Source organism: Parafrankia elaeagni (assembly GCF_000374165.1).
In the GTDB taxonomy this organism is placed as follows: domain Bacteria; phylum Actinomycetota; class Actinomycetes; order Frankiales; family Frankiaceae; genus Parafrankia; species Parafrankia elaeagni.
In genome coordinates, this window is the sequence record NZ_KB893750.1 from 151594 (window position 1) to 166631 (window position 15038).

Here is a 15038-nt window from a genome sequence, read left to right on the forward strand (position 1 = left end):
CCCGGCCGCGACAGATCCGCGTACGCACCAGCGGATCTGGGCAGAACCAGGAGACGGAAACCAGGCCGCATGGTGCGAGTGGGCCGGCCGGAGGGACGGGCGAGGGCGAAGGACGGTGGTCTCGGCGCACGTAGCAGATGACTCCGTCAAAAATCGGTCCGCCACGGCACTTCCCCTTTGAGGCGACACACATCACAATCGTGGCCATCCTTCCTGGCCGGATTCGGCCGGGATGGCGCGGGCGGAGGAGGAGCCGTGGAGCAGGCGGAGGGGCGTCGACTCGCCACGCGGACGACGTCGGGCAGTCATGTGATCGTGGGCCTACGTGCCGGAGACGCCGGAGATCTCGCCGACGTCCTGCTGGCGGCGGAGCTCGCGGCGCGGATGGGTTCGCGACTGGTCGTCGTGGCTGTACGTGACCGGTGGTCACGGTGGGCGAGATGGTCCACCGGGATGTACGGCGCGTTCGGGATGGAGGGGGTCGCCTACGCGTCCCGCAGTGCCGAGCAGGAGGTCGACGACGAGTTCCAGCAGCGGGTCGCGGACGTCGTGAGCCTGGTGGACGTCGAGTGGACGCTGGAATGGGTCAGCGGATCCTGCGAGCGGGCCGCCCTGCGCTACGCCCGCCGCAACCCGACCGCGCTGATCATGTTCCGCCCGCCGTCGGCCCGGTAGAACCCCCGGCTCCGGTGGGCCGTCCGGGCCCGGCCCCGCCGCGCGGCGGCAGGCCCACCGAATGACGCGGCTCGACGGCGCTCGGTGGCTCGACGGCTCGGTGGCGACCGGGAGCTGGCGGGTCAGCGATCTGGTCAGCGGCCGCCGGTGACGTCCAGGATGGCGCCTGTCGTGTAAGAGGCGGCCGGCGAGCACAGCCACGCGACCGCCTCGGCGACCTCCTCGGCGCTGCCGGGGCGGCCCACCGGGATGCTGCTCGCCATGCGCGCGGGGCGGTCCGCGTCGCCGGTCGTCGCGTGGATGTCGGTGGCGATGATGCCCGGGCGCACCGCGTTCACCCGCACGGCCTCGCCCGCGACCTCACGGGCCAGGCCCAGGGTTGAAGGTGTCGACGGCCCCCTTGCTCGCCGCGTAGTCGACGTACAGCCCCGGGCTGCCGAGTCGGGCCGCCGCGGCGAAGACCCCCGGGATGGACGCTGGATCGGCGAGGTCCGCACCGACGGCGACGGCCGGGGCCGGTTCACCCGTGATGCCGTGTTCGGCGCGGAACTGCCGGGCCGCCGTGTCACAGTCCCGGGCGACCGCCGTGGCGGCCTCCTGCTCGGCCCGGTAGGTGAGGCAGATCGTCCACCCGGCCCGTGCGAGCAGCCGGGCGCAGGCCGCGCCGATGCCGCGGCTTCCACCGGTGACCACGGCGACGCCTCGGCCCGTTCCCGCCGCCGATGGTTGTGCGTTCGCCATTCCGGTCCTCCGATCAGGTTCCGCTGCGCCCGCCGCGGCCGAACCGGCCGGCTCTTCCCGGTCGGCCGGCAGCGCCGGTCCGACCAGCAGCTCCGGTTCCGGCTGGCTCGGTCGTCCGACGGGGCACCATCCTTCCCGAGATTCCCGAGATTCCCGAGCAGCCGCTCCGGCCCCCGCCGGACTGGCCGGGGACCGGACGAATCAGGCGGCGGAGCGCAGGAGCAGCCGCCGGCGGCGCCGCGGACCCCTGCCACCACCGGACCGCTTCCGTGCTGGACCAGATGCGTCCCGCTGTGCCTCCGCGGGCACGGCGCGCGGGGCGGGAACGGACACCGGGACGGCTGCGGAGGCGGGCGTCGAGACGAGGCGGAAGGCGTGCACCTCGCCCACGCGGCCCTTCACCGGCTGCGGCCGCAGCGGGACCACGGCGTCGCTCGGCACCGCCGTCGCGGTCGCCGCGCTGAGGATCGTCTCGCCCGCCTCGGCCATCGTCTGCAGCCGCGCAGCGAGGTTCATGGTGTCCCCGACCAGGGTGTACTCCTGGCGGGCGTCACAGCCCAGCAGGGCCGCGGCGACCTCGCCGGTGGAGACCCCGACACCCAGTCCGAACGGTGCCAGCCCCCGGGCGGCCCACCGCCCGTTCAGGCTGTTCTGCCGGTGGTGGATGGCATCGGCGGCCCGCACCGCGCGCTCGCGGTGGTCGGTGCTCGGGTTCGGCGCGCCGAAGACGGCGATGACCGCGTCCCCGGCGTACTGCAGGACGGTGCCGCCCTCGGCCAGGATCGCCGCGTTCATCTCGCGCCGGTGCTCGTCCAGCTGGTGGGCCAGCACCATCGGATCGGTCCGCTGCGCGATGCCCGAGTAGCCGCGGACGTCCGACATGAGCACGGTGACGACGAGCCGCTCGGCCCGGCCGGCCGCCGTGGCGTCGTCGCGCAGCTTCTCCGCCAGGCCGCTCGGCAGCAGGCGGGCGAGCGCGGCGTCCTGCTCCTCGCGCTTCATCAGGGCCTCGTGCAGCATGCGCAGCCGGCGCAGCGCTCCGGCCTGGCCCGAGCTCGCGTCCTGGGCGAGCCGGAGCAACAGTGTGTCGATCGCCGCGTTCACGGCGGCGGGCGTGTCGCCGTGTCGGGCCGCGATGTCGGCGACGGGCCTCCCGTGGGCGACGTCGCGCAGCAGCTCCTCCTGGTCCGGGGTCAGCGTCCCGGATTCGCGGACCGGCGTCATCACGGCGGCGACGATGGCGGGGTCCAGCAGCGAACCCCCGGCGGCGACCTCACGGATGGCCCGCGCGAGCAGGTCCGGATCGGCGACCCGTTCCTTGAGGAGATAGGCATAGCCTGACACGCCGTCACGGAGCAGTGTGATCGCGTAGTCGGGCTCGTCGTACTGGGAGAGGAGCACGATGCCGGTCGCCGGGCTCGCCGCGCGGATGCGCTGTGCTGCCCGGACCCCTTCGTCGGTGAAGTCGGGTGGCATGCGGATGTCGGTCAGGACGACGTCCGGCCGCAGCCGGCCGGCGGAGCGCACCAGATCGTCGTGGTCGGCAGCCACCCCGACGACCGAGATGCCGGCGACCTGGGACAGCAGCGCCCGGACGCCCTCCCGCACGATGAGGTTGTCGTCGGCGAGCAGCACGGTGATGTGCCCCGTCCGTGCCCCGCTCGATGTGTCGTCGGTGAGTGTGCCGCCCGTTGGTCCGTCGCCCGCCGTGCCGTTGCGCGCCATGGCACCATTCAGCCGGTTCACCACCCTCGGTGCCAGCAGGCCAGGGCCACCGCGGCAGGGGGTGCTGGCACCACCCCCGCGGGGCGGACTGCCTCCCCGCGGACGCCCGCGGCCTGTACGGACACCCCGATCGGCGGTGCCCGGACGGTTGTCCCTCGGGCGGCACCGTCCTGTCTGGAAGGCGACAGCCGGTGCGGCCTCGGCACCCGGACGGGCCGTGCCGCCGAGGCCGGGGCGCGGCTCGAGCCCCCTGACGGCGGCGGTGCCGACTGCGCTGGTGGCGCGGGTGGCACCGGGGCGTGGCGCGGGCGTCGGCCGCGCGCGCCGGCTCCCGGCGGTGGGCCGGACCGTGTCGCGGCCGGGTGCCGGGGGCGGTGGCTCCAGGGCCGATCGGGGGGCTGGCACTACTGCGTCTGATCGTTGCTCGGGCGAGACTCGGCTCAGTCGACCACTATGACGGTCCGGAGGTTTCCGGTCGGGACGGCAGCGCGACGCGGAACTGTCGGACCCTTCGGTAACACTCTGGTTGTCGCTTCTGTGGCAGCGTGGTTTGTTCCGTTTGGCGGTGCCCGGAGTGACGCCGTGTTCGGGGTGAGCCGTGGACGGAGGAGGGAAACATGGCCGGTGCTTCTTCGGCCGCGCCGCCGCGGCGGTGGTGCGTGTTCGGGGCGCAGGCGATGCCGGGGCTCGTCCCGGTCGCTCTGCCGCCGGGCCGGGCTGTCTCGTCAGGGCCCTCGCCGGTCGCTCCCGTCGTTCCGGCCGCGGTGGTTCCGTCCCCTGCCCCGCCCGCCGACCAGGTCTCGGCCGGGCCGGTGGAGCCGGTCATGGTCGGGCCGGCCGCCGCCGGGGCACCCGTCGCCGCTGGCACGGAGCTCGGGTGGCGGGCCAGCCGGGCGCGGCTGCGCCTGGTGCGCCTCGACCCCCGGATAGGCCTGGTCCTCTACACGGTGGGGCAGATCGCGCTGTTGGCGATGCTGTACGTCGGCTACGGGCTCAGCCGACACCTGGCCACCGGGCGGGAGCCCGAGGCGCTCGGCAACGCGCTGGACGTCTGGTATCTCGAGCGGTTCCTCCGCCTGCCGGACGAGGCGGTGCTGCAGGGAGCCGTGCTCGCCCACGACTGGATCCCACGCGGGGCGAACTGGTACTACGTCGGCATTCACTTTCCCGCGGCGATCCTGCTCCTGGTGTGGGTCTTCGCGCGGCACCGCGAGCACTGGCGCCGGGTCCGCAACGTGATCATCCTGGCCACCGGGGTCGGGCTGGTGATTCATCTGCTGTTCCCGCTGGCGCCGCCGCGCTTCCTGCCCGAGATGGTTCCCTCACTGCGGCTGGTCGACACCGGCGCGGTCCTGGGGCCGTCCCCGTACAGCGACGCGACGGACGGGGTGGCCAACCAGTACGCGGCGATGCCGAGCCTGCACGTCGGCTGGGCGGTGCTCGAAGCCTGGGCGGTGGTGACGATCCTGCGGCACCGGGCACGCTGGCTCGCGCTGATCCAGCCGCTGGCCACCGTGGCCGTCGTGGTCGTCACGGCGAACCACTACTGGCTGGACGGCATCGTGGGCGCTCTGCTCGTCGCGGGCGCGGTGATCCTGGTCGGCCGGCGCGGTCCTGGCACGGAGGCTCCCACCGTGGTGAGTCGCGGCTTCCGCGCCCCCGCGGCGGGGCGGTCCGCGGGCCGGCTCGTTCCGTCGCCCGCGGACGGTTCGCGCGAGCCCCGGGGCGTGGTGGAGCCATGCTCCGGGGGAGCGCCACCGGCGTAGTCGGGCGGTCTGCCGGCGAGGATCGGCGCGCTCGCCGCACAGGCCTGCCCGTCAGGCCGTACGAGGTCGAGGGCCTGCGGTTACCCGGGCTACCATGTGTCATTGTGTGACACATCGTTCACCGTCTGGGGGTTGTCGTTGGCGGGATATGCCGACGTCCCGCCTGGCAGTCTGCTCGACGCCGCGCCGGACGCGATTGTCGGGGTCCGTCCCGACGGCCGGATCGCGTTGGTGAACGTGCAGGCCGAGCGCCTGTTCGGGTACCGGCGGGACGAGCTGGTCGGCCAGTCCGTCGAGATCCTCGTCCCGGAGGTGTACCGGGCCTCCCATCCGGCCAGGCGGGCGGCCTACCTGACTGATCCGCGGCCACGGCCGATGGGCGCCGGCATGGAGCTCGCCGCGCTGCGCCGCGACGGGACCCAGTTCCCCGCCGAGATCTCGCTGTCGGCAGTGGAAACGGCTGAGGGAACGTTCGTCACGGCGGCGATCCGGGACGTCACCAGCCGCAAACGCGCCGAGGCGATGTTCCGGGGCCTGCTGGAGGCGGCGCCGGACGCGATTGTCGGGGTCCGTCCCGACGGCCGGATCGCGCTGGTGAACGCGCAGGCCGAGCGCCTGTTCGGGTACGACCGCGACGAGCTGGTCGGCAACTCGGTGGAGATCCTCGTCCCGGAGGGGACCCGCTCCCTGCATCCGCGGCACCGTGACCGCTACTTCGAGGATCCGCGGCCGCGGCCGATGGGCGCCGGCATGCAGCTGGCCGCCCGGCGTCGGGACGGTTCGGAGTTCCCGGCCGAGATCTCCCTGTCCGCCCTGGAGACCGAGGACGGGCTGCTCGTCTCCGCGGCCATCCGGGACGTCACCGACCGGCTGGAGGCCCAGGCCGAGCGGGAACGGCTGCGAGCCCAGGCCGAGCGGGAACGGCTGGAGGTACAGCTCCACCAGTCGCAGCGGCTGGAAAGCCTCGGCCAGCTCGCGGGCGGCGTCGCCCACGACTTCAACAACCTGCTCGCCGTCATCATCAACTACACGGCGTTCGTCGGCGAGGTCGTCGGCGACGCCGCCAAGCTGCAGGGCGGCCGTTGGGAGTCCGCCCGTCGCGACATCGAGCAGGTCCAGCGGGCCGCCGACCGGGCCGCGCAGCTGACCCACCAGCTGCTCGCCTTCGGGCGCCGGGAGGTGGTACAGCCCCGCCCGCTCGACCTCAACGAGATCGTGCACGACATGGAGCAGCTCCTGCGCCGCACCCTCGGCGAGCATGTCGAGCTGCACACCTACGCCGACCCCGAGCTGTGGCCGGCGCTGGCCGACGTCGGGCAGATCGAGCAGGTGCTGGTCAACCTCGCGGTCAACGCCCGGGACGCGATGACCGGCGGCGGCACGCTGACCATCGACACGTCCAACGTGCGGGTCGACCAGGACACGGCCTCGCTGAAGCCCGGGCTGCGCCCGGGGCGCTTCGTGCATCTGCGGGTCAGCGACAGCGGCACCGGGATGTACCCGGAGGTGATGGCGCGGGCCTTCGAGCCGTTCTTCACGACGAAGGCGAAGGGCGAGGGCTCCGGGCTCGGGCTGGCGACCGTCTACGGCATCATCACGCAGGCCGGTGGGCACGTGGAGATCATCTCGACGGTGAACGTCGGCACCACGGTGAGCGCCATGCTGCCGGCCATCGAGGGCGAGGTGCCGTTGGCCGAGGAGCTGCCGGCCAGCGGGGAACTGTTCGGCGGTGAAACGATCATGGTTGTCGAGGACGAGCCCGCGATGCGGGAGCTCACCCGGCGCATCCTCGCGCGCAACGGTTATCAGGTGGTCATCGCCCGCAGCGGGCCCGAGGCGATCTCGTTGGCCTCGACCATCAGTGACGAGATCCACCTGCTGCTGACCGACGTTGTCATGCCCCAGGTACTCGGTCGGGATGTCGCGGAGCGGATCAGCCGGCGGCGCCCGCAGCTGCGGGTGCTCTACATGTCCGGCTACGCCTACCCCATCCTCGCGCAGAACGGAACGCTCGAGCCCGGGCTGGCCCTGCTCACCAAGCCCTTCTCCGAGCGGGTGCTGCTGTCGAAGGTGCGGGAGGTCCTCGACGCATCCCCGACGGCCAGGCCCGCCTACGGCAATCCGGCGTCCGGCGGGTACGTGGGGCCGACGGACAGCGACTGAGCTGGTCCGGAGGCCGGGTCTGGTCCCCGCCCCGCGGCTCGCTGGCTATCGGGGCCGAGCACTGCGGCGGGGCAGCCGCACCATGGCCGACCACGCGCCCGTCACGGAGTCGGCCCGAAGCTGCGCGCCGAGCAGCTCGGCCACCGGCCGCAGCCGCTCCAGCCAGCTCGCCGCGCTGTCCCTCGGGGGGGTGTCCTCTGGCGTGCCCTCGTCCGCCGCCGCCGCCGCGGCGTCGTCGGCCGGGCCGGGGCCGCCCGCCCCGCCGGGTGCCGGTGCCGCGCTGGTGGGGCTCGCCCTGGCCGTGAGATCAGGGGCGTAGGGCTGGGTCGCGGTCGCCGCGTACGCGACGCGCAGCGCCAGATCGATGCCTTCCGGGCTGGACCGGATCGCCACCAGGGCACGCGCGGCCTGGTGGATCGGATCGCTTTCCTGGAGCAGGAGCTGGACGGTGGCGAGCAGGACGGCGACCTCACCGATGACGGGCGGGGAGGAGTCGATGTCCAGGCTGATGTACAGCCGCTCCACGAGCACGCCTTCCACCCGCTGGGTCAGGCCCAGCTCCAGCATCTGCCGGGGGCTGTTGCCCGGCCGGAACGGTGGTGGCGGCCGGTGCAGGGTGGCGGTGGTGTCGCGCAGCCGGGTCTCGATCTGCGCGATCCGCTCCGCCGTGTCCTCGGGCAGGCCGCGGCGCAGACTCGCGAGGGACAGCAGGATCCCGGTGATGTCCTGCATCGGCCCGTCATGGAGCGCGTCGGTCAGCGCCCGGTTCTCACGTTCCTGTAGTGCGATCATGAGGAAGAGCAGGCGCTCGGCGGCGGCCTGCGGCGGCCCGACCGTTCCGGGCCGGCTCACCCGGCCCGCCCGGGGCGCACACCGTCCCGCGGGCCGTTCTCGGTGGGACGGCGCCCGGCCAGGCCGTTCACCGCATCGAGCAGATCGTCAGCCCGGAACGGCTTGAGGAGAACGGCCACGTCGTCAGGCCTGGGATCCGCGACGGCGCCGGTGAGAACCAGGCAGCGCCGGGACACCAGCGGGTCCTGCGCGCGCAGCTGGTCGAACAGCTCGGTGCCGCGTTCCGGACCGAGACGGGTGTCGATGATGACGGCGTCGAACTCCAGCGGCCGCAGCGCGAGAGCCCCGGCGATGTCGCCGGCGGTGGCGACCGACCACCCCCCGTCGGAGAGCACCCGGGCAGCCAGCACCCTGATCATCTCCTGGTCGTCGACCACCAGAGCCCGTGGATGGGCAGGCGCAGGTGCCTCACCACTGCATGGGTTCCGCACGCGCCACCTCGGTCGCCTTCAACCAGGTCATCACCATCGCCTGCCGGCCGGCGACACGATACGACACAGCCCCGCCACTGGACGGCGCAGCCGTGCAATCGTGTATCGCGATGTGCCAGCATTGGTCACCATACGTGCTCGGCACCGGTGTGCGGCGACCGCGTGTCGGAATCCGTCGTCGGTCGCTGGCGCGCCGCGGCCGGCAACGGGGCCGGGGCCGGGGCCGGAGCCGGGGCGGCCGAGGGCCGGGCCTGGCCCGGGGCTCGCGGCGGCGGCGCAGGTGGGTTGGTCGTCGGTCGTCCCCCGCCGCTGGCCCGCTTCGATTCGTACATGGCGGCGTCGGCGAGCCCGATGACGGCCTGCGGGTCCGCCAGCCCGCGGGACAGCGCCACGCCGACCGTCGCGCCGATCGAGACCAGATGCCCGTCCGCGATGATCGGCTCGCGGACCACGGCGGTGATCTGGTCCGCGGCGTGCCAGGCGACGGTCTCCACATCCAGCCCGCCGGTGAGGGTGGTGCTGGGCCCGGTCAGCACGGCGACGAACTCGTCACCGCCGATCCGGAAGACCGCGCCGCGCTCGGGTCGGTACCAGGACCCGCTCGCGTTCCGGCGCAGCCAGGATGACGGCCGGTGCAGCCGCCGGCGTTCCTCCCCGCTCCACCCGCCGGTGGCTGCGTCCGCGTCGGTGGTTGCGCCCACGCCCGCCGGGCCGTCGCCGGGCACAGCATCCGGCCCACCGCCGGGAGCCGCTCCGAGGGAGAGGCCTCCGGCCGCACCGGCGAGGGCAGTGTCCTGGTCGGCGGCGATGACCCGCTGGATCCTGTCGGCCGTCACCCGCAGCACGTGGTCACCGGCCGCGTGCCCGAACCTGTCGTTGACGGGCTTGAACGCGTCAAGGTCGACGAGGAGGATCGCGAAGGCGTCCTGGTCACGTGCGATCGTCTCGAGATACTCGGCGAGCGCGGCCCGGTTGGGCAGGCCGGTGAGCGGGTCATGCCGCGCCCTGCGGCGGGCCTGTTCGGTGAGGCCGCGCCGTGCCCCGATCTCCCGGCAGGTCAGGACGGGCACCCGCGGGCGCCCGGCAGCGTCCGTCGCCTCCCAGATCGCGGCCTCGATGTCGAACCATCGGTAGATGCCGTCATGGGCCTTGAGCCGGACGTCCTGGATCAGCGATGCGTCGGGCGGCGCGGCCATGGCCCCGGAGCCACCGTCCGAGCCACCGCTCGTGAGCGCCTGCGTCTGGAGGCCGCTGCCGGGCCTGTCAAGGAAGGCGGCGACGGCCCGCTGGTCCTCGGGGTGCACGTACCGCAGGAGATCATGGCCGATCATCGACCGCCTGTCCCGGCCCAGCAGGCGGTCGACCGCGGAGCTGACGAAGGTCAGCCGCCTGTCCCGGCCGAGGAGGACGACGATGTCGTGGGCGCCGTGCAACAGGATCTCGAGCTGCTCGAAGTCCTGCCGGATGGCGCGTTCCCGGCGCCGGTTGGCGACGGCGAGCCCGAGCACGGTGACGCCGATGATGCCGAAGAGGAACCCGTCCCTCATCGGGCGGTGCTCGAGCGTGCTCACCTCGACCAGGTCGGCGGTCTGGTCGAGCAGCACGTACCCGCCGTTCGGAATACTGGCCGCGACGGCGATCGTGCCCGGCCCCCCGCGGGAGCGCACCCGCAGGGGGCTGTCGGGGCCGATGCGCCGCAGCTCGGCCGGGTCGACCAGAACCTGCCCGAGCAGCGACTCGTCCCAGGAGAGGATCGCCTGCCCGTTCTGGTCGAGGACGGAGACGCCACCCTCCCCGACATCGCTGGACAGACCGTCCGTCGTGCGCAGCATCTGGGCGGCGGGCAGCACGCCGGTGGGACACATCATCAGCTGGGCCCTGGTCACACCACCACGCAGGATCGGAACGACGGTGCAGATCTGGCGGTGACCGCCGACGCGTAACAGTGGTGTCAGCGCCCCGCCATGGCTGGAGATGCTCCAGAACGGGTCCAGCGGGCCGATCGGTACCTGTGCGCCGGGTGGTTCCACCGCCAGCAGCTCGCCGATCGGGTTGACGATCGCGAGGAGCGAGCTGGGGCCGCCGATCGGCGCCGATGCCATGGCCCGCAGGGATGCGGTCAGCGAAGCGCGATCGTCGATCTCCCAGGGAAAATCCGAGACGGCGCCGGTCAGCCGGCCGGGGTCGCTGAGGTCGTGGGCGTACTTCGTCAGATGCCCCACCAGATCCGTGCCGGCCTCCAGCCGCTCCTTCTGCGTCCTGTCACGGGCCGCGGCCTCCAGCACCAGGCTGCTGACCAGGATGCCGACGAGCACGACGACCGCGGTGGCGGACGGGATCACCTCCGTGAGCCGTCGCCACCCGCCCGGCGGGCGTGGCGTGTTCCCGGCCGGACCGCCGCGCGTGAGTGGGTGACCAGGCGGCACGCCGGCACCTGGACCGCCCGCCACCGGCCCGGGCACCGGCCCGGAACGCGGCGTCGCCCCGGAGGCCGGTGCGGACGGGTCGCTCGGAGCGCCGGGATCGTCCGGCGCGGGGGCCGCGGCCTCGACGACGCTGATCGCGTAGCGGCCCCGTCCGCCCGCCTTCGCCCGGTACATCGCCTCGTCAGCGGCCCGCAGCAGGTGAGTGGGGCGGCACGGTGTCCGGGTGACCGCGACACCGATGCTGGCCCCGACAGCGACCTGCGCGGAACCGAGTCCGATCGGTTCCCGCAGTGCCCGGCCGAGACGCTCGGCGACGCGGCCCGCGGTCTCCCCGTCGGCGCCCGGGAGGAGGACTCCGAACTCGTCGCCGCCGAAGCGGCTGGCTGTGGCCCTGCCGGGCAACGCCGTGACCGACTGGGCGGCAGACAGCGCCGCGGCCAGTCGCTCCGCGACGACGGCGAGCACCTGGTCGCCGGCGGCATGCCCGTAGGTGTCGTTGATCGGCTTGAAATGATCAAGGTCGATGAACAGCAGGGAGACGGCGTCGGTGGGTGACCGTTCCCCGAGCGCGGCCGCCAGGCGTTCGTCGAACGTCGCCCGGTTCGCCAGACCGGTCAGCGGATCGTGCCCGGCCTGGAAGCCGAGTTCGTCCAGAAGTTCCTTGCGCCGCTCGATCGGATGACAGGTCAGGATCACCTGGCACGGGTCGGTGCGGTCGCTGAGCCGCCAGGCGGAGATGTCGAACCACCGCTCGCCGCCGCCGCCGGACAGCAGCCGGACGTTCATGACAGGTGCGGGAGACTGCTCGGTCAGCAGTGCTGTGACGCGGCGGATGTCCGCGGCGTGCACCAGCCCGGCGAGCGGTCGCCCGCGCAGCGTGGCGGGCTGGCGGCCGAGCAGGGACTGCACCGCCGGGCTGATGTACTCCAGGCGGCCCCCGACCGACACGGTCATCACGATGTCGCGGGTCGCCGCCAGGATCGAGCGCAGATCGTCGCGCCGGCGGCGGGTGCGGTTCTCGTCGCGCAGGCCGACGACGGCGATGGCGAGGACCGCCACCATCGTCACCGCGAGCAGGGTGAGGTTGCGGTGGGACCGCTGTGCCCGCAGCGCCCCGTACAACTGGTCGGTCGGCTGCACCAGATAGGTGGTGTAGCCGGTTGTCGGCTGGGTCGCGGCGATGTGGGTCAGGCCGTCGTCGCCACCGGTGGACCAGACCCGGGGCTGCCCGGCGGACCGGACCGTCCGATACAGCTCGGAACGATCGATGATCTGCTTTCCGACGGCTGTGCCGTCGGTCGAGATCACCGCGACGCCGTTCGGGTCGACCGTCGAGAGCGAGCCGCCGTCGCGCAGCCGCACCAGCGCGCCGATCGCGGTGCCGAGCTGCTGGTTCGACTGTTCGGTGGAGACACTCACCAGTACTGCCCAGGGTGTCTGACCGCCGACCGGGACGACGGTCGCGCGTACGACCCTGTCGCCCAGCCGGAACGCCGGTGAGACGGCGTTGTCGCCGTTCCAGGCGGCTGCCCAGGCCGGCCCGAGGTCCCTGACCTGGAGCGTCTCCTGGGTGGGGCGGATCGCGAGAGGCTCCTCGGACCGGTCGATCAGGGCGACCACCTGGGTGGCGTCGCTGGCGGCGGTGAGCTGGAAACGTGCCAGGAGCTGGGTGTCGAGTGCGGTGTTGTCGCGGTCGAAGTCGGTCTGGTCGACAGCCGTTCGCAGGCGCGCCGGGTCATTGACGTCGGACTCCCAGCCGGCGATGTTCCTGATCAGGCTCGTGCGGGCCGTCAGGCGGTTCTCCTCGGCCCCCTCAAGCCAGTGGTTGCCTCCGAGCAGCGCCACGCAGCTGAGGACGAGAACGGCCGTGAGCCCGCTCGCGAGCGGCCAGCTGACCAGGAACCTCGATGCCGGTGACTGCCGGCTCGCGTGCCGGGCACGGCGGGCACGTCGGGCCCGCGGTCGCGCGTGTACGCCAGGCGCAGCTCGGCGCCGCCAGTAGACCATCCTCATCCGCCAGAATCCGTTCACATCTCCGCCGCTGTAGCGTCGGCCCCCTGCCGGGAGTGATCCCTGTGACGGTATTGGTTTTGCCCGCCGAATCCCGGTAGAGGAAGAGCATACGAGCGTCCTTGCCCAGAGTTTCACCCGCGGGCAGGTCGACGCGGTTTGTCGGTGAGTCCGGCGCCGGCAGGCCATATCGGCGGTGGCGGGAATCCGCCAGGTCGGGGGCGTCGCAGGATCCATTCGCGGTGGCCGGATGGGCCGGCGGACAATCGACTACGGGGATCCAGCGGCCACATCGAGGTCACATCTACAAATGGGCCGGGCCGTCGGCACGTGTCGACTGGCCAGCTCGGAGGACGGTTCGGATACCGGGCGGGCGGCCCACGCCCTGGGTGACCGGTTCTGCGCGGCCGGTGTTCGTGGTCGGGCGGCGGGTTGCCCCAGCGAGGCCCTGGGACGTCCACTCCGGGCGCACGTGGTCCGTGGCCGGGTCGAGCGCGAACCGCTCGACCGCCTCCGGAGACTGGAGATGTGAAGCTCCCCGCGATCAGGCGATGTCGCAGCGACGCCCGGTGCTCCTCGTGTCTCCTCTCACGTCCGGGATAAAAACTTTCCGTAATCTTGATCATCGGGTTTGTTGTGGGTGGCGGTGCGGCCGGGGTGGGCTCGAGGTGGGTCGAGGGAGGCAGAAAGTCCTGTTCACGGTGCTTGGGGAGCAGGCGCGGAACGGTGGGCGGAGTGGTTCTGCCGTGTGACGCTGTGCGACTGAAGCCTGGCGGTCGGGTGGGAAACGCCTGCGAAGCGGTCGACCCGCTGGATTGCGCCTGATGTTCGTAAGCTCCCGTGTGGTAGAAACTACCCAGTCGAAAGCCGCAGAGTTCCGCGGCCTCATATAGCTCGCGCGCCCCCCATCGGCGTCCAACACAGGCCGATGGTTGCCGGAGGCGCGGTCACCTATCGGTGAACTCTCTCCGCCCTGCGTCAGCGAAGAGGCAGATGCCGCATTCAGCGATGGTGGGTGCGTGGGCTTCTCGCGGCCGGTCCTTCGCCAGATCGGGCGGTGAACGTCAGGCTGATGCTGGATTGCTGGATTGTCATTCACATCAACTGGGTCGCATGGAACGCGTCGTGATGGGCGTCGGCTATCTGTGCGTCGCCCAGCGGCTTCTGCTGACCGCACGGTGCGGGGCTCCCGCGGTGCACCGGCCGCCACTGGACGCGGCGGGATGACGATCGCCTGATCGGGCTGGTCCGTTGGAGGTGAATCGCGCGCACGTTGCTGTCCGAAGGCGCGAACAATGCTTCACTCCTTGTGTGCCCTACCGCCGTACTGCCACTGTGGATGACCGGTTGGCCGCAGCTCGTGAGCGGCTTCTTGTGGCGGCCACCGAGCTCGTCGCCCGGGCTGGTTGGAGCGGTGCCTCCGTGACGGCCGTCGCCGCGGCGGCGGAGATGTCGGTTGGCTCGGTCTACCAGCACTTCTCATCGAAGTCGGCGCTCGTGTGCGAGGTCTTCCGGCGGGCCGCGGCGCAGGAGGTGGTCCTGCTGTCGGCGGTCGCCGCCGTAGCTGTGCCGGCTGACCTCATGGATGTCCTGGAAGCAGCCGGTGCCGGCGGCAGTGACGGTTCGCCGGACGAGGGCGGCGCGGACGGGGCTGGGGCTGGGGCTGGGGTGACGCTGTCTGTCGTGCATGGCGGTGAGCCGGGGAAACGGTTCGCGGCTGTGGCAGGCGACGGTCGGGAGACGGCCAGGGAGGTGGGCGACCCGGTGGACCGTCTGGTGCTTGCGGTGGCCCTGTTCACCCGCCGTGCGCTGGCCCGGCGCGGGCTCACGCATGCGTTGCTGGTGGGGCCGTCCGATCCGGCGGCGGAAGTGGAACGGCTGATCTTCCGCCGCCGGTACCGGGACGTGTTCGCCGTTCTGGTCGGTGAGGGCGTGGAGGCGGGCATCCTGCCGGTGCAGGATCCGATGATGTCGGCGACCGCGTTGACCGGAGCGATCGGCGAGGTGGTCGTCGGCCCGCTCTCGATGGCTGAGGAGCTGCCGCGGGATGGGCGGGACGTCGAGTGGATCGTCCGGGCGGTGGTGGCGATGGCGCTGAGATGTGTCGGTGCCGGTCCCATGGTGCGAGGCTGGGGGAGTGCCGAGGCCGCGCACGGGTAGGCCCCGCGGCAGACCACGCAGCTCGCGCAGCTGCGCACGGTTGGATCACTGCAGGCCAGGTACCACTGCAGGGGCCAGGTACCACTGCA

At 72.6% G+C, this 15038-nt stretch carries 8 protein-coding genes and 1 pseudogene; 4 read left to right on the plus strand and 5 right to left on the minus strand.

The features are described from left to right. Nucleotides 1-255: 255 nt before the first annotated feature. A complete protein-coding gene (locus B207_RS0123995; protein ID WP_026311390.1) occupies nucleotides 256-675 on the plus strand; it encodes a hypothetical protein in 420 nt (139 codons plus the stop codon). A 134-nt stretch (nucleotides 676-809) separates the two neighbouring features. Here B207_RS0123995 and B207_RS43020 read toward each other — a convergent pair. Together B207_RS43020 and B207_RS0124005 are read right to left on the minus strand one after the other, a co-directional pair. After that, a pseudogene (locus B207_RS43020) lies at nucleotides 810-1416 on the minus strand (SDR family oxidoreductase). 201 nt (nucleotides 1417-1617) lie between these two features. After that, nucleotides 1618-3162, minus strand: coding sequence for a response regulator (locus tag B207_RS0124005; RefSeq protein WP_230205192.1), 1545 nt, complete (start codon nucleotides 3160-3162; stop codon nucleotides 1618-1620). A 596-nt stretch (nucleotides 3163-3758) separates the two neighbouring features. Between B207_RS0124005 and B207_RS35280 the strand changes: the two genes are divergently transcribed. Then, the gene (locus tag B207_RS35280) at nucleotides 3759-4907 is read left to right on the plus strand and encodes a phosphatase PAP2 family protein (protein WP_154675584.1); all 1149 of its coding nucleotides are present in this window, start codon (nucleotides 3759-3761) and stop codon (nucleotides 4905-4907) included. A 138-nt stretch (nucleotides 4908-5045) separates the two neighbouring features. Continuing rightward, the gene (locus B207_RS0124015; RefSeq protein WP_018639192.1) at nucleotides 5046-7070 is read left to right on the plus strand and encodes a hybrid sensor histidine kinase/response regulator; all 2025 of its coding nucleotides are present in this window, start codon (nucleotides 5046-5048) and stop codon (nucleotides 7068-7070) included. Nucleotides 7071-7115: 45 nt separating this feature from the next. Here the strand turns inward: B207_RS0124015 and B207_RS0124020 are convergent, their stop codons facing one another. The 3 genes from B207_RS0124020 to B207_RS0124030 form a co-directional block, all read right to left on the minus strand. Then, nucleotides 7116-7922 carry a sensor histidine kinase gene (locus B207_RS0124020; RefSeq protein WP_018639193.1) on the minus strand — a complete coding sequence of 269 codons (807 nt, stop codon included), beginning with the start codon at nucleotides 7920-7922 and terminating at the stop codon, nucleotides 7116-7118. Then, nucleotides 7919-8281, minus strand: a complete 363-nt coding sequence (locus B207_RS0124025; protein WP_230205193.1) for a DNA-binding transcriptional response regulator — start codon at nucleotides 8279-8281, stop codon at nucleotides 7919-7921. The genes B207_RS0124020 and B207_RS0124025 overlap by 4 nt, the downstream gene beginning before the upstream one ends. Nucleotides 8282-8478: 197 nt before the next feature. Further along, nucleotides 8479-12792 carry a diguanylate cyclase domain-containing protein gene (locus B207_RS0124030; protein WP_084692305.1) on the minus strand — a complete coding sequence of 1438 codons (4314 nt, stop codon included), beginning with the start codon at nucleotides 12790-12792 and terminating at the stop codon, nucleotides 8479-8481. 1344 nt (nucleotides 12793-14136) lie between these two features. Between B207_RS0124030 and B207_RS38860 the strand changes: the two genes are divergently transcribed. Then, nucleotides 14137-14949, plus strand: coding sequence for a TetR family transcriptional regulator (locus B207_RS38860; RefSeq protein ID WP_230205194.1), 813 nt, complete (start codon nucleotides 14137-14139; stop codon nucleotides 14947-14949). Nucleotides 14950-15038: the final 89 nt, after the last annotated feature.

Bases quoted from the DNA above. Each gene is read 5' to 3' on its own strand.
- B207_RS0124025 (WP_230205193.1), bottom strand. From the start codon at position 8,281: ATGATCAGGGTGCTGGCTGCCCGGGTGCTCTCCGACGGGGGGTGGTCG.
- B207_RS35280 (WP_154675584.1), top strand. From the start codon at position 3,759: ATGGCCGGTGCTTCTTCGGCCGCGCCGCCGCGGCGGTGGTGCGTGTTC.
- B207_RS0124030 (WP_084692305.1), bottom strand. From the start codon at position 12,792: ATGAGGATGGTCTACTGGCGGCGCCGAGCTGCGCCTGGCGTACACGCG.